The sequence below is a fragment of the Streptomyces sp. NBC_00669 genome (genome assembly GCF_036226785.1).
GTDB lineage: Bacteria > Actinomycetota > Actinomycetes > Streptomycetales > Streptomycetaceae > Actinacidiphila.
Genome location: NZ_CP109018.1, coordinates 842,501 through 859,641 on the forward strand (window position 1 = coordinate 842,501; position 17,141 = coordinate 859,641).

The 17,141-nt window shown below is 73.9% G+C and carries 13 protein-coding genes and 1 pseudogene (1 of these 14 cut by a window edge); 3 read left to right on the forward strand and 11 right to left on the reverse strand.

All coding sequences use genetic code 11. The features are described 5' to 3' along the window. Positions 1-573, forward strand: the 3' portion of a protein-coding gene (gene ptsP / locus OG896_RS03425; RefSeq protein WP_329362239.1) for a phosphoenolpyruvate--protein phosphotransferase. The gene continues 1,098 nt to the left of window position 1, outside the view; 573 of the gene's 1,671 nt are visible here — the last part of the coding sequence; its start codon lies beyond the left edge, outside the window; its stop codon occupies positions 571-573. 139 nt (positions 574-712) lie between these two features. Here the strand turns inward: ptsP and OG896_RS03430 are convergent, their stop codons facing one another. Both OG896_RS03430 and OG896_RS03435 read right to left on the reverse strand, forming a co-directional pair. Beyond that, positions 713-1,711, reverse strand: coding sequence for a hypothetical protein (locus OG896_RS03430; protein WP_329362241.1), 999 nt, complete (start codon positions 1,709-1,711; stop codon positions 713-715). A 237-nt stretch (positions 1,712-1,948) separates the two neighbouring features. Next, entirely contained in the window at positions 1,949-3,973 is a 2,025-nt protein-coding gene (locus OG896_RS03435) for an acetoacetate--CoA ligase (RefSeq protein WP_329362243.1), read from the reverse strand. A gap of 369 nt (positions 3,974-4,342) precedes the next feature. On the opposite strand from OG896_RS03435, the gene OG896_RS03440 reads away from it, so the two are divergent. Then, positions 4,343-6,664 (forward strand): glycoside hydrolase family 31 protein, encoded by a 2,322-nt coding sequence (locus OG896_RS03440; RefSeq protein WP_329373651.1) that lies wholly within the window; start codon positions 4,343-4,345, stop codon positions 6,662-6,664. On the opposite strand, the gene OG896_RS03445 is transcribed toward OG896_RS03440, so the two are convergent. The 5 genes from OG896_RS03445 to OG896_RS03465 all read right to left on the reverse strand — a co-directional run bounded on the left by OG896_RS03445 (position 6,631) and on the right by OG896_RS03465 (position 11,801). Then, complete coding sequence (locus tag OG896_RS03445; protein ID WP_443057224.1) at positions 6,631-7,224, reverse strand: NUDIX domain-containing protein; 594 nt, start codon at positions 7,222-7,224, stop codon at positions 6,631-6,633. The genes OG896_RS03440 and OG896_RS03445 overlap by 34 nt on opposite strands. 96 nt (positions 7,225-7,320) lie before the next feature. Then, on the reverse strand, positions 7,321-8,571 hold the full coding sequence (locus OG896_RS03450) for an adenylosuccinate synthetase (protein ID WP_329362247.1): 1,251 nt from the start codon (positions 8,569-8,571) through the stop codon (positions 7,321-7,323). A 173-nt stretch (positions 8,572-8,744) separates the two neighbouring features. Continuing rightward, positions 8,745-9,662 carry a hypothetical protein gene (locus OG896_RS03455; RefSeq protein ID WP_329362249.1) on the reverse strand — a complete coding sequence of 306 codons (918 nt, stop codon included), beginning with the start codon at positions 9,660-9,662 and terminating at the stop codon, positions 8,745-8,747. Between the two features lie 97 nt (positions 9,663-9,759). Beyond that, positions 9,760-10,887 (reverse strand): molecular chaperone DnaJ, encoded by a 1,128-nt coding sequence (locus OG896_RS03460; RefSeq protein WP_329362251.1) that lies wholly within the window; start codon positions 10,885-10,887, stop codon positions 9,760-9,762. Then, positions 10,884-11,801: an NUDIX hydrolase gene (locus OG896_RS03465; protein WP_443057225.1), complete on the reverse strand. Its 918-nt coding sequence runs from the start codon at positions 11,799-11,801 to the stop codon at positions 10,884-10,886. The genes OG896_RS03460 and OG896_RS03465 overlap by 4 nt, the downstream gene beginning before the upstream one ends. Positions 11,802-11,931: 130 nt before the next feature. On the opposite strand from OG896_RS03465, the pseudogene OG896_RS03470 reads away from it, so the two are divergent. Then, positions 11,932-12,279 (forward strand): annotated as a pseudogene (locus tag OG896_RS03470) (Mpo1-like protein); the annotation flags it as partial. A 186-nt stretch (positions 12,280-12,465) separates the two neighbouring features. On the opposite strand, the gene OG896_RS03475 reads toward OG896_RS03470, so the two are convergent. From OG896_RS03475 to OG896_RS03490, 4 genes are all read right to left on the reverse strand, one after another. Continuing rightward, on the reverse strand, positions 12,466-13,068 hold the full coding sequence (locus OG896_RS03475; protein WP_329362253.1) for a GTP-binding protein: 603 nt from the start codon (positions 13,066-13,068) through the stop codon (positions 12,466-12,468). A 178-nt stretch (positions 13,069-13,246) separates the two neighbouring features. Beyond that, entirely contained in the window at positions 13,247-13,666 is a 420-nt protein-coding gene (locus tag OG896_RS03480; RefSeq protein WP_329362255.1) for a DUF742 domain-containing protein, read from the reverse strand. Between the two features lie 33 nt (positions 13,667-13,699). Continuing rightward, entirely contained in the window at positions 13,700-14,122 is a 423-nt protein-coding gene (locus tag OG896_RS03485) for a roadblock/LC7 domain-containing protein (protein ID WP_328472455.1), read from the reverse strand. Continuing rightward, positions 14,119-16,935 carry a sensor histidine kinase gene (locus tag OG896_RS03490; RefSeq protein WP_329362258.1) on the reverse strand — a complete coding sequence of 939 codons (2,817 nt, stop codon included), beginning with the start codon at positions 16,933-16,935 and terminating at the stop codon, positions 14,119-14,121. Before OG896_RS03490 ends, OG896_RS03485 begins: the two co-directional genes overlap by 4 nt. Positions 16,936-17,141 lie beyond the last annotated feature (206 nt).

Below are 17,141 nucleotides of genomic sequence, written 5' to 3' on the forward strand. Positions count from 1 at the left end.
TTGAGGGCGCTGGCGCGTGCGGTGGAGGGGCTTCCGGTGCACCTGGAGGTCATGGCGCCGATGGTCGCGGACCGGCAGGACGCGAAGGCGTTCGCGGACGCGTGCCGTGCGGCCGGGCTGCCGGCGAAGTTCGGGGCGATGGTGGAGATTCCCTCGGCGGCGCTGCGGGCGCGGTCGGTGCTGAAGGAGGTGGAGTTCCTTTCGCTGGGGACGAACGATCTGGCGCAGTACACCTTCGCGGCGGACCGGCAGGTGGGGGCGGTGGCACGGTGGCAGGACCCGTGGCAGCCGGCGCTGCTCGACCTGGTGGCGGCCGCCGCGGAGGCGGCTCGGGCCGAGGGGAAGAGCTGCGGGGTCTGCGGTGAGGCGGCGGCCGATCCGCTGCTGGCGTGTGTGCTGACGGGGTTGGGGGTGACCAGCCTTTCGATGGGGGCGGCGTCGATCCCGTATGTGCGGACGACGTTGGCGAAGCACACGGTGGCGCAGTGCGAGCGGGCCGCGGCGGCGGCGCGGGCGACGGACAGCGCCGATGCGGCCCGGGGGGCCGCGCAAGCGGTCCTGTCGGGCGAGTAGTCGGGCGAGTAGTGCGGGTGGTCCGGTGGCTCGGATGGTCCGGGCGAGCCGGGGTGCGGGACCGCGCGTCCGGTATCCCGGCGGAAGGTGCCGGGCCTTCCGCCGGTGGGGCCGGTCACGCGGCTGTCCGCTCGGCTCGCTACGGGAGGGGGATGCCGGCGGCGTAGCGGACGCCGGGTTCCGGGGGGATGGGGGTGCCGGTGGCGGGGTCGGTGCAGTAGGCGTCGAAGACGGCTGCTTCGGTGAGGGGTCGGGGGTCGCCCTGGTGGAGTTCCCAGCCGCGGACGGTGTCGCCGTCGTGGTCGAAGGTGCGGATGACGAGTCCGGCGGTGCGGCCGGTGACGGTGGCGGCGGCGATGAGGGTGCACAGGACGAGGGCGTCGGCCTCGGCGAAGTGGGGTTCGCCGTCGGGCGAGGTGTGGGCGTGGAGGGCGGCGGGGAGAGGTGGGCCGTCGTCGGTGGGGAGGCTGCACACGAGGTGGTGGGCGCCGGGGCCGACGGCGTCCAGCAGCCGTAGGAGGGTGTCGGACGCGTCGTCGAAGGCGCAGTGCGCGAGGTCCTGACCGCAGTCGGGGCAGGAGCCGGCGTCCATGAGGAGGTCGGTGGCGCGCTGCCAGACGGCGCGGCGGTCGGCTTCGCGGCCGAGGGAGGCGCGCAGTTCCGTGACGGGCTGGCGGGCGTAGTGGACGGTGGGGCCGGTGGTGGTGGCCTCCGCGACGTAGCGGGTGCGGGTGTCGGGGGTGTCCGGTGGCCGGCGGGTGCTGCGGCAGTAGTCGTCGTAGGCGTCGGGGTCGAAGTGGGTGACGGCGATGTGCGTGCCTTGGGCGTGCAGGCCGCGCAGCAGCCCGTCGAGGTGGTGCAGATACTGTCCGTAGTCGTCGAAGGGGAAGCTCGGGTGGCGGGTCATGGCGGTGAAGTCGTGGTCGTCGAGGAGCAGGGAGACGACGGTGGGGGCTTCCCGGCGCAGGGCTCGGCGCAGGCGGGTGCGTCCCGGTCGGCCGCCGGGGCGGCCGGTGCGGGGTGCGCGGGCGCCGGCGGGTGCCTGCTCGGGGCGGGTGCGGGTGCGGGAACGCGTGCGGGCGTCCTCGCGGGTGGCGGGCTGGTCGGGTCGGCCGGTGTGGTCGGCGGTGGGTGGCATGGGTTCCCCTTGGAGTCGGTGCGGGTCAGCACGGGTCGGTGGAGGCCGGAACCGGTACGGCCCGACCACCACTGCTCACTCACCGTAGTCGGACCCACTGACAACGCGGCTCCGCGCCGGAACCGACGTACCGGAACCGACGGGGGATGTGACGATATGACGATGGGACGGTGGCGGCCCGCGGCGCCGATCCTGGTGCCGCGGGCCGTGGCGGGTGCTCGCCGGGAGCAGCCGGAGCTACGGGCGGCCGCCGGCGGCGCGTTCGGCGGCGAGCCGCTCGTAGAAGCGCAGCACTTCCAGGTCGTCCACCGAGCCGGGGTTGACCGCCTTGTCGAGCGCGGTGCCCTGGAGGAGCCGTTTGACCGGGACCTCGATGCGCTTGCCGGTGAGGGTGTGCGGCACTCCGGGGACCGCGATGACCTCGTCCGGCACGTGGCGCGGGGAGAGTTGGGCGCGGATCGCGGTGCGGATGCGGTCGCGCAGCCCGTCGTCGAGCGCGGCGCCGGGGGCGAGCCGGACGAACAGCGGCATCCAGTAGCCCCCGTCGGGCTGTTCGACGCCGATGACGAGGGATTCGGCGATCTCCGGGAGGCGTTCGACGACCTCGTAGATGTCGGAGGAGCCCATCCGGACGCCTTGGCGGTTGAGGGTGGAGTCGGAGCGGCCGTGGATGACGACGGTGCCGCGTGAGGTGAGGGTGATCCAGTCTCCGTGCCGCCACACGCCGGGGAACATCTCGAAGTAGCTCTCGCGGTAGCGCGTGTCGCCCGGGTCGTTCCAGAACCGGATCGGCATGGAGGGCATCGGGTTGGTGACCACCAGCTCCCCCACCTCGTCGACCACCGGCCGCCCTTGGGCGTCCCACGCCTGAAGGTCCGTGCCCAGACAGGCCGCTTGGAGTTCACCGACGTGGACGGGCAGGGTCGGCACGCCGCCGGCGAAGCAACTGCACACGTCGGTACCGCCGCTGACCGAGGCGATCCACAGGTCGGCGGCGACCTCGTCGTGCAGCCAGCGGAACCCGTCGGGGGGCAGCGGGGAACCGGTGGTGGCGACGCAGCCGACCGCCGAGAGGTCGAAGTCGCGTCCGGGGTGCACCTCCGCCTTGCGGCAGGCGATGACGTAGGCGGCCGACGTGCCGAAGACGGTGGTGCCGGTCCGCTCCACGACCCGCCACTGGGCCGCGGTGTCGGGGTAGCCGGGCGCGCCGTCGTAGAGCACGATCGTGGCGCCCGCCAGCAGGCCGGAGACGAGGAAGTTCCACATCATCCAGCCGGTGGAGGTGTACCAGAAGAAGCGGTCGCCGGGGCCGAGGTCGAGGTGCAGGCCGGTCTGCTTGAGGTGTTCGAGCAGGATGCCGCCCTGGGACTGGACGATGGCCTTGGGCAGGCCGGTGGTGCCGGAGGAGTACAGCACCCACAGCGGGTGGTCGAACGGGACCTGCTCGTAGTGGGGTTCGGCCTCGGACGTGGTCGACGCGTCCCAGTGCAGGGCGCCTTCGGGGGCCTCGGTGCCGAGCAGCGGGATGTGGATGGTGGCGCGCACCGTGGGCAGTCCGGCGCGCAGTTCGGCGACGGTGGCGGTGCGGTCGTGGGTCTTGCCGCCGTAGCGGTAGCCGTCGACCGCGAACAGCACGACCGGCTCGACCTGTTGGAAGCGGTCCAGCACGCTGCGGGCGCCGAAGTCGGGGGCGCAGGAGGTCCATACGCCGCCGACGGCCGCGGTGGCCAGGAGCGCGACGACCGCGTGCGCGGTGTTGGGTACGTAGCCGCTGACGCGGTCGCCGGGGGTGACGCCGAGCCGGCGCAGTTCGGCGGCGAGCGAGGCGACCTGGCGGCTCAGTTCTGCCCAGGTGACGGTGGCCGGTTCGTGCCGTTCGTCGACGTGGACGAGGGCGGGTCGGTCGGCCTGGTCGGGGTCGAGGGCGGGGCGCAGGGCGTGTTCGGCGTAGTTGAGCCGGGCGCCGGGGAACCAGCGCGCGCCGGGCATCGCCGGATCGGCGAGGACCGTGTCGGCGGGGGTGGAGAAGCGGACGTCGAACCACTCGGTGACCGCGCGCCAGAACTCCTCGGGCGCGCGCACGGACCAGGCGTGCAGGGCCGCGTAGTCGGCGACGGGGTCGGTGCCCGTGGCGGCGGGGGCACCGTGCCGCTGGGCGGCCCACTGCTGGAAGCGGGTCAGCCGGGCGCCGGCGATCCGTTCGGGGCTCGGGCTCCACAGCGGCTCGGGGCTGCTGGCGGCGGGCTCGGGCGTGGTGCTCATGGGCGGCTCCCGGACGGTACGCGTCGTTGCGTCGGTGGTTCCCGGACGGGCGTCCGTCGCCCGGGGACTGGGCAGGACGATGCCATGTGATCGTCTTGGACGCCAGGGTGGCCCGGGTGGTGTGGGGCGGGTCGCACCGGACGGTGGCCGGTGGCGGGTGGGTGCCGCGCCGCGGCCGGGCATGATCGTCGAGGTGAACAGCGGCTGAACGAGCGGCGCGGGTTCCCGGGCCGGTGGGAGGGTGGGGGCATGGACGCTGGGTATCTGCTGGGCGCGGTGTGGGGGGAGGTCGTCGGCGAGGTGCGGGGCCTGCGGGCGGCGCTGCGACGGCAGCGGGCGGAGGGCGCCGATCTGCTGCGGGCGGCCCGGATGCTGGGCTCGGCGCGGGGGCGGCTCGCGGTGCGCTGGGCGGTGCGGCGGCGGGCGCTGGATGCCAGGGACCTGCCCGTGCCCGGCCCGGAGCGGGCGCGTACGCCGGGAGAGGTGGTGGGGGCGGACCCGGAGCCGGGCGGCGGCGTGGTGCGGTTCGCGCGGGCGGAGTTGCGGGTGCGGGTGGCGGTGGGCGGCGCGGTCTTCTGCGGCTGGGACGGCGCCGGGCCGCTGCCGTCGTACGCCCTGGCCGGCGAGTGCCCGCCGGCCGACCCGCGGGCGGTGCTGGAGCCGGACGGCGCGGGCTGGCGGGTGGTGTCCGAGCGGATCACGGTGCGGATCTCGCAGCGGGGGGTGGTGGACTTCCGTACGCCGGGCGGGCTGCTGCTGCGCTCGGAGGGGCCGCCGTCGTGGCGGGTCCCGGCGGCCGGGCAGGGGGACGGCCGGGCGCCGCGCTGGGAGCAGCGGGCGCGGTTGCCGGCCGACGCGCGGGTGTTCGGCATGGGCGGGCGGGCGGCGGGTCCGGTGCTGCGCACCGGCCGGTACCGGTTGTGGAACACCGATCCGGGCGGGGCGTTCGGGCCGGGCGACGACCCGCTGTACATCACCATGCCGGTGCAGCTCGTGGTCGCGGACGCGGGCTGCCATCTGGCTTTCCACGACAACACGTGGGACGGCGAGGTCGCGCTGTGGGACGGCCGGGAGGGCGCCGGGTCGGGGCCGGACCAGGCGGGGATCAGCCGGCTGCGGATGGACGGCGGGCAGCTGCGGTACTGGGTGATCGCCGGTACGCCCGCCCGGGTGCTGGCGGGGTGGACGGCGCTGACCGGGCGGCCCGCGCTGCCGCCGCGCTGGGCGCTGGGCCACCAGCATTCTCGGTGGGGGTTCGGCAGCCAGGACGAGGTGCGGCGGGTCGCGGCCGGGTACCGGGAGCGTGCGCTGCCGCTGTCGGTGCTGCATCTGGACATCGACCACTTCGACGGGCACCGGGTCTTCACGGCCGATCCGCGGACCTTCCCCGATCTGCCGGGCCTGGCCAAGGAGTTGGGCGAGCACGGGGTGCGCCTGGTGTCGATCGTGGACCCGGCGGTGAAGGCGGAGCCGGGGCTTGCGGCGTACGACAGCGGGACGGCGGCGGGCGCGTTCGTACGGGACGCGCGGGGGCAAGAGGTGCGCGGGGTGGTGTGGCCGGGCGAGGCGGCCTTCCCCGATTTCACCGATCCGGCCGCGCGCGCCTGGTGGGGCGGTCTGTACGAGGAGCGGCTGGCGAAAGGCTTCGCCGGGTTCTGGCACGACATGAACGAGCCGGTGTCCTTCGCGGCGTTCGGTGATCCGACGCTGCCGCTGTCGGCCCGGCACTCGTTGGACGGCCGCGGTGGCGACCACCGCGAGGCGCACAACGTGTACGGGCTGTCGATGGCCCGGGCCGGCTACGAGGGCTTGCGCGAACTGCGGCCGGAGCAGCGGCCGTTCCTCTTCTCCCGCTCGGGCTGGGCGGGGATGCAGCGGTACGGCGGCACCTGGTCGGGGGATGTGGCGACCGGGTGGGAGGGGCTGCGGGCCTCGCTGGCGCTGGTGTTGGGTCTGGGGCTGTGCGGGGTGCCGTACTCCGGGCCGGACGTGGGCGGCTTCACGGGCACGCCGTCGCCGGAGCTGTATCTGCGCTGGTTCCAACTCGGCGCTTACCTGCCGCTGTTCCGCACCCACTCGGCGATCGACGCGGGGCTGCGGGAGCCGTGGGAGTTCGGTCCCGAGGTGTTGGAGCACGCCCGGGCGGCGCTCCGGGAGCGGGGGCGGCTGATGCCGTATCTGGAGACGCTGGCGCACGTCGCGCACCGCACCGGGGCGCCGTATGTGCGGCCGCTGTGGTGGAAGTCGCCGGGCGACCGGGCGTTGCGGGACTGCGAGGACGCCTTCCTGCTCGGGGAGTCGCTGCTGGTGGCGCCGGTGCTCACGGAGGGCGCCACCAGCCGGCAGGTGCGGCTGCCGCGCGGGCTGTGGCACGACACGGCCACCGGCGTGGCCTACCGGGGGCGCTCGACGGTGCGGGTGGAGGCGCCGTTGGGCCGGATTCCGGTGCTGGCCAGGGCCGGGTCGGTGCTGCCGGTGGCCGGGGCCGACGGGGCGGTGCGGCTGGAGGCGTGGGCGCCGCGCCCGGGCCGGGGCGGGGGCGGCGAGGTCGTCGTCGGTGACCCGGAGGGGTGGGCGCCGCCGCGCCGGGAGCACTTCGTGTCGCACTGGAAGGAGGACCAGGTCGTGGTGGAGCGGGAGGGCGGCGGCGAGGTCGGCTACGAGGTGCGGGTGCGGGGGCTGGGGGCGTAGCCGCCGTCGAACCAGCGGCGCACCGCGAGGGTGTGCAGCGGGAAGCCCAACTCCTGAGGTGCGTGCAGGAGTTCGTAGCCCTCGGTCTCGTCGGTCGGCACGGAGGGCGGCAGTTCGCCGAGCGGGCGCGGCGGCAGCAGGCCGAAGAGCAGCAGGTAGCCGCCCTCGGTGTCGGTCAGGGCGTCGGCGAGCACCACGTCGGCCGCCCCGGCGACGATTCCGGTCTCCTCCGCCAACTCCCGTGTGGTGGCCTGCTGCCAGGTCTCGCCGAAGTCGATGAAACCGCCGGGCAGCGCGAGCCGGCCGAGCGCGGGCCGGATGGTGCGGCGGATGACGACGAGGCCGGTGCCGTCCGCGTCGTGGACCGGCAGCAGGCACACCGCGACCGGCAGCGGGTTGCGGTAGGCGGTGTGGCCGCAGGCGGGGCAGGTGCGCGGCCAGACCCCGGCGTCGGGGTAGGGCGTTCCGCAGGTGGAGCAGTGCGAGTCGGGGCGGTACGAGCCCGCGCGGGCGGTGTCGGCGGGATCGGGTTCGGTGCGATCGGGTTCGACGTGACCGATGTCGGCGTGACCGATGTCGGCGTGATCGGGCTCGGTGTACGGGGAGTTGGCGGGTCGGGAGCCGGCGCGCGGGGGGTCGGTGGGCACTCGCGGACCCTATCCGACCCCGGCACCGGTCAGCGTCTGGCGGGCCGGGCCGTACGACTCCATCACCACCGGCGCGCCGAGGAGGGCACTGATCGTGGCGGGCCAGTGCTCGGGCGTCGACCACAACGCGGGGTGCGCGCCGAGCAGTTGCCGGGTGAGCGCGGCCTGGCGGTCGAGGTCGCCGGGCCGGCCGACCGGGAGCCGTTCCACCAACCGGCCCTCGATCGCGTAGCCGTGGCAGATCCGCAGTGCCGGGCAGCGCGGCGGCGCGTCCAGGTGGGTGACGGCCAGCGCGTCCACTCCCCCGCACACCGCGACGGCGTACGCGTGCGCGACCGCGTCGAAGTGCCCGACCCGGAAGGCGCCTTGCCAGCGGCCGTGGCCGTTGTGCGGTTCGGGCAGTGCGGCGGCCAGTTCCGGCTCCTCGGTGACGTGCGGGCCAGGACCGTGCCGGACGGTGTACGTGCGGACCACGCCGATCCGGCGCGCCGCATCCGCCGCGCCGGCCTCGGCGAGCAGCGTCTCGGCGTTGGCGAAGGTGGTGGTCGACCAGGTGGTGTACGGGTGGAAGCCGTGCCACTCGTCGAGCAGGACGCCCTGGGCGCCTTCGAAGACGAGCGGGCCGGAGCGGACCAGGCGGCGCAGGTGGGTCTCGTCGGTGAGGGCCACCGCGTCGGCGAACGCGGCGAACGCGGCCGCGCAGTCCTCGACCGGCGGCGCGGGCAGCGGCCCGAGCTCGTCGGTGAGGCGGTCGCGCAGCAGCCGCAACGTGCGCAGCAGCCGCGGCCGGGAGGCGCAGTCGCCCACGGTCGGTGCGTCGGCCGGGTACGCCAGGGCGTAGCGGGCGGTCTCCCCCACACCCATGCCGCACGAGCCGTGCCGGTCCGCGCCGCGGGCCTGCTCGCGCAGCCGGTTGGCGGCGGCGTGGTACGGCGTGACGAGGCGTGCCGCGCGGTCCACGGTGAGCAGGCCGTACGGCGCCGGGACGCCCAGGGCGCGGAGGTGGTCGGCCTCCGCGGCCAGGGCCAGCGGGTCGACGGACATGAAGCGGGACAGGTGGGTGGGGGTGCCGTGGAAGGTGCCGGCGCCGAACTGGGCGAAGGTGTGGTGGCGGCCGTCGGCGGTCACCACGTTGTGGGCGGCCTGCGGGCCGCCGTTGAACCGTACGACGGCGGTGACGGTCCGCTCCTGGCACAGGCGCGCGACGACGGCGCCCTTGCCGGCGTCGCCGTAGCCGAGGTCGACGACCGTGGTGTGCACGGGGAACTCCTTTCGTTGCCGGGCCGCAGGTACGCGCGCCGGGGTACCGGGTCGCCGGGGTGACCGTCTGTCCTGATCCGGCCTCGCACCGGCCCCGACCTGCCCCACCCCGCCCCACCCCGCCCGCCGTACGGGCGGCAGGCGAGCAGGCGCGCAGGCGGGGCGCGCGGGCGTCAGCGCGTCAGGGGGGTGAGGGCCCGGGCCACCGAGGGGCCCACGGTGGAGCCGACCTCGGCCAGGTCCGCGAGGCCCGCGGCGAGGTCGATGGCCTCCTCGCCGAGGCCGACGGTGAGCGCGATGGTCTCGCAGACGGCGTCGAGGTCGTCCAGCTCGATCACGTTCTGGCCCAGCAGGCGGCGCCAGAGGGTGAGGACCTCGGGGTTGCCGGCGTGCGAGGCGCCGGCCGGGAGGATGTAGAAGACGTGGAACTTGCGGCGCAGTTCGGCGAGGATCTCGGGCAGCGGGATGTCCTCCTGGACGGGGTCGCCGAGCACGTCGCGGATCTCGCGGGCCTTCACCTTGCCGTAGGGCATCTCGTCGCCGATGAGGAAGAGGTAGCCGCGGCGGCCCCGCTTCTCGTGGCAGTCCAGGGAGGTGTGCCGGGCCATGGCGTAGAGGGCGAGTTCGTAGGACTCGGTCATCTGGCCGCCGCCTCCGCCTTCGAGGAGGATGTTGCCGAGCTGCTCGTCCATCCGGTTGTCGGACTCGAACTGGCCGAGCTGGAGCGGCACTCGGTCGCAGGTGGCGTCTCCGACGCCGCCGAAGAGGATCTGCGGGTGCTCGGTGTAGCCCTTGCGCAGCAGCAGTCCGAAGAGTTCGGGCAGCTTGGTCTGGAGGACCCGCGGGACGCCGCCCATCGAGCCGGTGACGTCGAAGAGCACGGAGATGGCGAGCGAGGTGGGGTGCTCGGCGGAGTCGCGGCTCTCGCGGGTGCTGAGGCCGTGCGGGTCGAGCGAGGGGTGCGCGGTCCAACTCGACCGCGGTGCGCTGTGCTTGACCCGGTCGCTGTAGGCGAAGGCGCTGGCGCCGGAGGCCGAACGGTAGCGCTCGGCGGCGTCGTAGACGTTGGTGGACCAGCTTCCGCTGCCCATGGTGTTCCCCCTGGTGAAGTGGTGGTGTGTGGCGGGTGGTGGCCGGCCGTGCGTCGCATGGCACCGCACGGCCGGGTGAACGGCCGTGCCCGGTCGGTCAGTTGGCGGTCGGCATCGTGAACGGGCGGAAGGTGCGGAGCCCGTAGAGCCGGTCGAGGAGGTCGTCGAGTTCGGCGAGCAGCTGCCAGGCGTCCTGCGGACGGGAGTTCCGGCCGGGCAGGGTGCAGCCGCGCAGGAAAGCGCGCATCGGGCCCGGGGCGCGGGGGCCGACCAGGCGGCGTACGCAGAGCGAGGCGAGGTGGATGTCGGTGGCCGGGGAGGCGGGTTCGTGCTGCCGCGCCTCGGGCGGGTAGTCGTCGGCGTGGTGGTGGATGAGGACGGGTACGTCGGTGCCGACAGCGGTGGCGTAGCACCAGTCGACCAGCACCAGACCGTGCAACTCGGGTTGGATGAGGACGTGTTCGGGGAACACCGCGCCGTGCACCAGCCCGGCGCGGTGGGCCCAGCCCAGCGCGGTGAGCAGGCGGCGCCACATCCAGGCGGCGTCGCGCGGGTCGAGTCCGCCGGGGTGGGCGGCGGCGACGGCGGCGAGGCTGTGGAAGCCGGTGAGCGGCGCGAGCGCGTTGACCAGGCGCTCGGTGCCGTCGTCGGCGCGGTGCCGGAAGCTCTCCACGAGAGTGGGCGCGTAGGCGCGGTGCCGGCGTTCGCCGACGGTGTGGAGACGGGTCAGGACGTCGGCCTCGTGCTCGGCGAGGTCGTTGTCGCGCGGCTGCCGCGGGATCTTCAGGACGGCGGTGCGGCGCTCGCCGTCGTGGTCGTAGCGGGCGGTGTGCAGGTCGGCGAGGTCGCCGGCGGCCAGCAGCGGGCCGAGTACGTAGCGGTACCGGGGGCCGGTGAGGATCTGCCGGTCGTGGTCGTGCCAGGCGGCGGTGAGCCGGGCGAACGCGGCGGTGGCCTGCGCGGCGCGGCCGGGCGGCGAGGTGTCCGGGTGGAGCAGCCGGGCCAGCCGGCGGAAGCGGCTGGCGGCCTGTGCGGGGTCGGCGGGGAAAGCGGTGCCGCCGCTGTCGAGTACGGCCAGGGCCTCGTCGAAGGTGCGCGGTTCGGGCCGGTCGTCCGCTGCCGGGTGCCGGTCGGCTTGTGGGTGTGGGTGTGGGTGTGGGTGCCCGCCCGGTCCGGCGGCGGCAGCCGCACGGCCGGGGACGGTACGCGCGTCGGCGGCGCTCATCGTATGTCCGCCTCACGGTCCGGCCGCAGCAGCGCGGGGTGCAGCAGCTTGGCGTCGCCGGCCCGGTAGAGGCGGGCGCGGGGACCGCCGCGGCTGCCGGGGCGGGTGTCGGTCTGCCCGGTGGACTCCACGAAGCCGGGCACGGACAGCACCTTGCGGTGGAAGTTGCCGGCGTGCAGCGGGGCGCCCCACACCGTCTCGTAGACCGCGCGCAACTCGCTGATGGTGAAGGTCTCGGCGAGGAACGCGGTCGCCAGCGGCGTGTACTCGATCTTGCCGCGGGCCCGCTCCAGGGCGTCGGCGAGGATGAGCGCGTGGTCGAAGGCGAGCACGGCCTCGCCAGGTGCCGAAGGAACGGGTCGGCGACCGGTACCACCCCCGTGGGTTCCGGTCAGCCGACCCTGCTCGAAGGGACGCCGAGCTGCCGTTTCCGGTTGCCCGGCGGGGGCGACCGCCGCCACCGGGAGCCAGTCGGCGCCGGCCGCGTCGCCGCCCGCCTGGGCGTCGGGCAGGCCCGGCGCGAAGGCGAGGTAGGCGATCGAGACGACGTGCATGCGCGGGTCGCGGTCCGGGTGGCCGTACGAACCGAGCTGTTCGAGGTGGACCCGGCCGAGCGTGGTGGCGTCCAGGCCGGTCTCCTCGGCGAGTTCGCGGGCCGCGGCCGCGTCGAGCGACTCCTTCCCGGCCCGCACGAACCCGCCGGGCAGCGCCCAGGCTCCAGCGAACGGCGGTCCGCCGCGCTCGATCGCGAGGACGTGCAGCCGGCCCTGACGCAGGGTCAGCACGACCACGTCGACGGTCACCGCGATCGGGTCGAACGCGCGCGGGTCGTAGTCGGCGAGGAAGTCCCGCTCCCGCAGCTCCTGTTCGTCACTGTGGTCATGCTGCGCCGCGTCCACCACAGCCCCCTCCATCCTCCGCTTGCCGGCCGCATCGAGCCGCCCGTACCCGTCCCGAGTCATTCTCACTATGAGTACTTCTCGATATGAGAAGAACATAGCACGGACCCCTGACAAGGTCCAGGCCCGGCGCTACTGTGCGGTAATGACGAAGCAGACCTACGGCTCCTTCGAGGAGTTCTGGCCCTACTACGTGGCGATGCACTCCAAGGCGGCGACCCGCTGGGTGCATCTCGTCGGCTCGCTGACCGGACTCGCGGTCAGCGGCTACGGCCTGGCCCGCGGGCGGGCGCGATACGCCGCCGCGCTCCCGCTGATCGGCTACGGGACCGCGTGGCCCGCGCACTTCCTGATCGAGGGGAACAACCCGGCGACCTTCGGGCACCCGGCGTGGTCGCTGCGCGGCGACGTGAAGATGATCACCACGATGCTCGCGGGACGGGACGCGGAACTCGGCGCGACCGCGGCGAAGTGGCTCGCGGAGCAAGGGAGTTCGGCGCCGCAGGAGGGGGCCGCCGCCGGCGCGGACACGGCGGGGGCACGGACACGGCGGAAGGCACGGACGGCCCCGCACGCACGTGAGCCGCCGGCCAACACACGACCGACGGCTCACGGTGCACGGTTCACGGACAACGAGTCACGACTGACGTGCCGTCAACCACGTTTCAGGCGACAGCAGTTACCCGGCACTCCGCCGCGCCGCCATGTTCGCGGCGTGCTCGACCACGCTGATCAGGACGTTCTTCGCCGAGTCGCGCTCGCGCGCGTCGCACAGCACCACCGGCACTCCCGCATCGATGTCGAGCGCCTCACGGACGTGCTGCGGGTCGTGCAACTCGGCGCCGTCGAAGCAGTTGACGGCCACCGCGAAGGGGATGCCGCGCTGCTCGAAGTAGTCGACGGCGGCGAAGCAGTCGGCCAGCCGCCGGGTGTCGGCGAGCACCACCGCGCCGAGCGCGCCCTGCGCCAACTCGTCCCACAGGAACCAGAACCGGTCCTGACCGGGTGTGCCGAACAGGTAGAGCACCAGGTTCTCGCGCAGCGTGATCCGGCCGAAGTCCATGGCGACCGTGGTGGTCCGCTTGCCCTCGACCCCGACGGTGCTGTCGACCGGGCGGCCGACCTCGCTCAGCGACTCCTCGGTGCGCAGCGGGCGGATCTCGCTGACCGCGCCGACCAGCGTGGTCTTGCCCGCGCCGAAACCGCCGGCCACCAGCAGCTTGAGCGCCACCGGCTCTTTGGCGGGCTGCTCGGGACGACGTTCGGTGCGCACGGCGGCCATGGTCTCTTCTCTACTTCCCTACCGGGGCGGGCGAGGGGACGCCCGCGGGTGGCGTACTCACAACTCACGTGTCACACAGGTTACTTGCCCTGGTGACGGTTTCTGCCGCAGCGCGTCGGCGGGCGCGGTGACGGCGGTGGCGGGGACTGCTCGGACCGGGATCGGGCCTGGTCCGGCGCTACAAGGCGCGCAGGCCATTGATCACCTCGCGCAGGATGCTCACATCGGGCAACTCGGCCGGCGGCACCGGCTTGTGAATGTGCACGTGCGCGGCTTCCACCAGGTCGCCGACCAACACCCGGACCACGCCCACCGGAAGGTCGAGGTCGGCCGCCAACTCGGCGACGGAGATGGCCTGGTACTGGCAGCGCTCGATGATGTCGAGGTGCTCGGGCGACAGGGTGTGGTCGTCGATCGGGTCCCCGTCGCCGGGCGCCCGCTCGGTGATCACCAGGGCGATCAGGTCGATTCTGGCCTTCGCGGCATGGCTGGTACGGCCCCGTGTCATCGCGTAGGGCCGTACCACCGGTCCGGCAGCGTCGTCGTACCACTGCTCCGATGACGACGGTTCAGATGTTTCGGACGACTCAGAAGTCATGCCCTGTCACCCCGTAGATTCAGCACATCGCGGTCAGCCGCTGAGCGCCGCGCCGCCGCCGTGCCGCGGTGCGCTGCTCAGATGTACCCCTACCCGCTTGACCAGCAGGGCCATCTCGTACGCGACCTGGCCGACGTCGGAGTCCGCGTCGCTGAGCACCGCCAGGCAACTGCCGTCGCCCGCCGCGGTGACGAAGAGGAACGCCTCGTCGAGTTCCACGATGGTCTGCCGGACCCGGCCGGCTTCGAAGTGCCGTCCGACTCCCTTCGCCAGGCTGTGGAAGCCGGAGGCGACGGCGGCGAGGTGCTCGGAGTCCTCGCGGGTGAGCCCGTCGGACGCGCCGATGGACAGGCCGTCCCCGGAGAGCACCAGCGCCTTGCGGATGCTGGCCACGCGGGTGACCAGATCGTCAAGGAGCCAGCTCAGCTCGCGTGTCGGGCTGGATGGTGCCGTCATCGGCCGTACTCCTCAGGTGTCGTTCGCGTTACGGAGGTCGAGGTGTCGTCGTCGGACCCGGGTGCCGGGTCCGACTCGGCGGCCCGGCCGCGCTGCCAGCCGCGCTGGAGTGACGCCATCCGGTCGCGCACTTCGTCGGCGGACCGCTCGCGCACGGCAGGCTCTTCCGTACGGCGGCCGGTCTGCGTCGGGTCGCTCCGCAACTGCGGCGCGAGGTTCGCCTGCCGGACCCGGCGCGGAAGTACGGTGCCGCCGCCCGGCGCGGCACCGGGCGCGGGGGCAGCGGTGTTGCCGGCCGCGGGAGCGGGAGCGGGGGCGGGCGCGGGAGCAGGCGCGGGTGCCGGTGCTGGTGGGGACGCGGGCGCGGCGTGCCGGGTGGAGGTGCGGCGGGTCGGCAGCGGCTCGGCGCCGCCCACCGGCGGCACGGCCTGCACCGGCGGGCCCGGCTGGCGGGGCGGCTGGGGTGCGGTGTTCCAGGGCCTGCGGGCTTCCTGCCCCTCGCCGCGCTCCTGGCCCCGCTCCGGCTGCTCGGTCTGCGCGGCCTGCGCCGCCGGGACGTCCGGTGCCCCCGGTGTGGCCGGTTCGGCGGGCTGTGCCGGCTGTTCGGGCTCGGCGCGGTCCGCGGGCTGCGGTGGCTCGCCGACCGGGCGGCCGTGGTCGGTGACCAGCACCGGTGCGGTGCGCCGCCTGCGGCGGGGCAGGCCGAACGGCCCGCCCGGCTCCGGCTCTGCCGCGGGCTGCGGGAGGGGCTGCGGGAGGGGTTGCGGGGCGGGCGGTTCCTCGACGTGGGCGACGTGCTCCTTGTGGGGCTCGCCGCCGGCGCCGTCCAGGCCCCACTGCCGGAAGGTGTGCTCGGTGTCGCCGGCGGGCGTCAGGTCGTCCGCGAGGTCCAGGCGGGTCGCGCCGGTGTCGACGTCGCCGCTCTCGCTGAGCAGCGCCGCCGGCACCAGCACCACCGCGGTCGTGCCGCCGTACGGCGACTGGCGCAGCGAGACGCGGACGCTGTGCCGCTGGGCGAGCCGGCTGACCACGAACAGGCCGAGCCGGTCGGTGTCGGACAGCTCGAACTCGGGGGTCTCGGCGAGCCGCAGGTTCGCTTCGAGCAGGGCGTCCGGGGTCAGGCCGAGACCGCGGTCGTCGATCTCCAGCACGAAGCCGTTGGCGACCGGCTCGCCGTGCAGCCGTACTTGGGTGTGCGGGGGCGAGAACACCGCGGCGTTCTCGATGAGTTCGGCGAGCAGGTGGGTGAGGTCGGCGACCGCGGCACCGGCCACGGCCAGCCGCGGCAGCCGGCGGACCTCGATCCGCTCGTAGTCCTCGACTTCGGCGACGGCGGCGCGGACGACGTCCATCAGCTGCACCGGCTTGCGCCACTGCCGGGAGGGGGCCGCGCCGGAGAGGATGACCAGACCCTCGGCGTGCCGCCGCATGCGGGTGGTCATGTGGTCCAGCCGGAACAGGTCGGCGAGCTCGTCGGGCTGCTCGGTGCGCCGCTCCATCGAGTCCAGCAGCGTGAGTTGGCGGTGCAGCAGCACCTGGCTGCGGCGGGCGAGGTTGACGAAGACGTCGGAGACGCCCTTGCGCATGTCGGCCTGCCGGACCGCCGCCTCGACGGCGGCGCGCTGGAGCACGTTGAGCGCCTGGCCGACCTGGCCGATCTCGTCGTCCGTGTACTGCAGCCGCGGCACCTCGGTCTCGATGTCGACCTGCTCGCCCGAGGCGAGCCGGCGCATCACGCGCGGCAGCCGGGTGCCGGACAGCTCCTGCGCCTCGCGGCGCAGCCCGGTCAGGTCGCGGATCAGCCCGCGGCCGATCCGGACCGACACGATCACCGACGCGACCACCGCGATCAGGCCGAGGCCACCGGCCAGGATCGCCTCCACCACGAGGGAGGTCGCCACGGGAGAGGCCTTCTTGGTGAAGTCCACGACGACCTGCTGGTCCAGCTTGTTGACGCCGGTCACCGCGGTGCCGGCCACCGTCGGCCAGGACTGGTGTGCGGCGACGATCGGCGCGTCGGCCGGGGTGGCGGCCGAGATCGCGTCCTGGGCGGCGCGCAACTGCTTTCCGGGCTCGCTCCGCCAGAACGCGTCGAACCGCGCACGGTCCGCCTTTGCCAACCCGGGGGTGTTGTCGGCGTAGTAGCCGCGTTCCACGGCGACGGCGGAGGTGAAGGCGGTGAGTTCCTGGCGGGTCATATGGCCGGTGCTGATCGCGGCGCCCATCAGGGCGTCCTCGCGGGTGATCTGCTCCTCGGCCCGGATCACTCCGATCCCCGCGGTGCGTTGCGGCTCGACACTGGTGTTGTCGACCAGATAGAGGCTGTCGCAGAACGCGAAAGCCGGTCCCTGGAAGGTGTTGTAACCGGCGTACGTGTCCTCGCGGGAGATGTGCTGGTCGTCCACTCGCCGGCGCAGTTGCGCCAGATCACCGACTCCGGTGAAGAAGTCGTCGAGGTGCTCGCGTGCCGAAGCGTTGAGGTCTTTGCGCATGTGGCCGTCGGTGATGTTGCCGCGCAGCTTCGCAATGGCCGAATCCGTCACCTGGCCCTGCTTCTCGAAGGCGATCCGCGCCTGGGAGTCCCGGGTGTTGGCGACGTACAACAGTGCGGCCTTGCGCTCCTGCTGGAGACTGCCCAGCACGTCCTGCAAGGGATAGAGCACGTTGTTCGCTATTCGCTCGGGATCGGGCCGTCCGAACACCGCTCGGCTCGTGATCGTTGCGGCAAAGACCCAGATGGCGGTGAGGGACACCAGCGGGATCAGCAGCAGCGCCACGATCTTCCGGCGGATCGTCGTACCGCGAAAGCGCATGGCCTCCCCAACGTCTCACCCCGAAACGGGGATCGGTCTGTGGCGTGCAAACGGCGTGAGCCTACTACTGTCACTGTGGTAACTCGAAAGTCCGTCCGGAGGGTTGACCGGGTCTGGCCGGAAAGTGCCACCTGTTCCGGTGCGGGATCGGGCGGAATGCGCACGGACGTTTCGGGGCAGGGACCCCTTATGGAGTTCGAACCCCG

Bases quoted from the DNA above. Each gene is read 5' to 3' on its own strand.
- OG896_RS03440 (WP_329373651.1), top strand. From the start codon at position 4,343: ATGCTGGGCTCGGCGCGGGGGCGGCTCGCGGTGCGCTGGGCGGTGCGG.
- OG896_RS03485 (WP_328472455.1), bottom strand. From the start codon at position 14,122: ATGACGGCACCATCCAGCCCGACACGCGAGCTGAGCTGGCTCCTTGAC.
- OG896_RS03435 (WP_329362243.1), bottom strand. From the start codon at position 3,973: ATGAGCACCACGCCCGAGCCCGCCGCCAGCAGCCCCGAGCCGCTGTGG.
- OG896_RS03465 (WP_443057225.1), bottom strand. From the start codon at position 11,801: ATGGAGGGGGCTGTGGTGGACGCGGCGCAGCATGACCACAGTGACGAA.
- OG896_RS03490 (WP_329362258.1), bottom strand. From the start codon at position 16,935: ATGCGCTTTCGCGGTACGACGATCCGCCGGAAGATCGTGGCGCTGCTG.
- OG896_RS03430 (WP_329362241.1), bottom strand. From the start codon at position 1,711: ATGCCACCCACCGCCGACCACACCGGCCGACCCGACCAGCCCGCCACC.
- OG896_RS03455 (WP_329362249.1), bottom strand. From the start codon at position 9,662: ATGGGCAGCGGAAGCTGGTCCACCAACGTCTACGACGCCGCCGAGCGC.
- OG896_RS03475 (WP_329362253.1), bottom strand. From the start codon at position 13,068: ATGGCCGCCGTGCGCACCGAACGTCGTCCCGAGCAGCCCGCCAAAGAG.
- OG896_RS03480 (WP_329362255.1), bottom strand. From the start codon at position 13,666: ATGACTTCTGAGTCGTCCGAAACATCTGAACCGTCGTCATCGGAGCAG.
- OG896_RS03460 (WP_329362251.1), bottom strand. From the start codon at position 10,887: ATGAGCGCCGCCGACGCGCGTACCGTCCCCGGCCGTGCGGCTGCCGCC.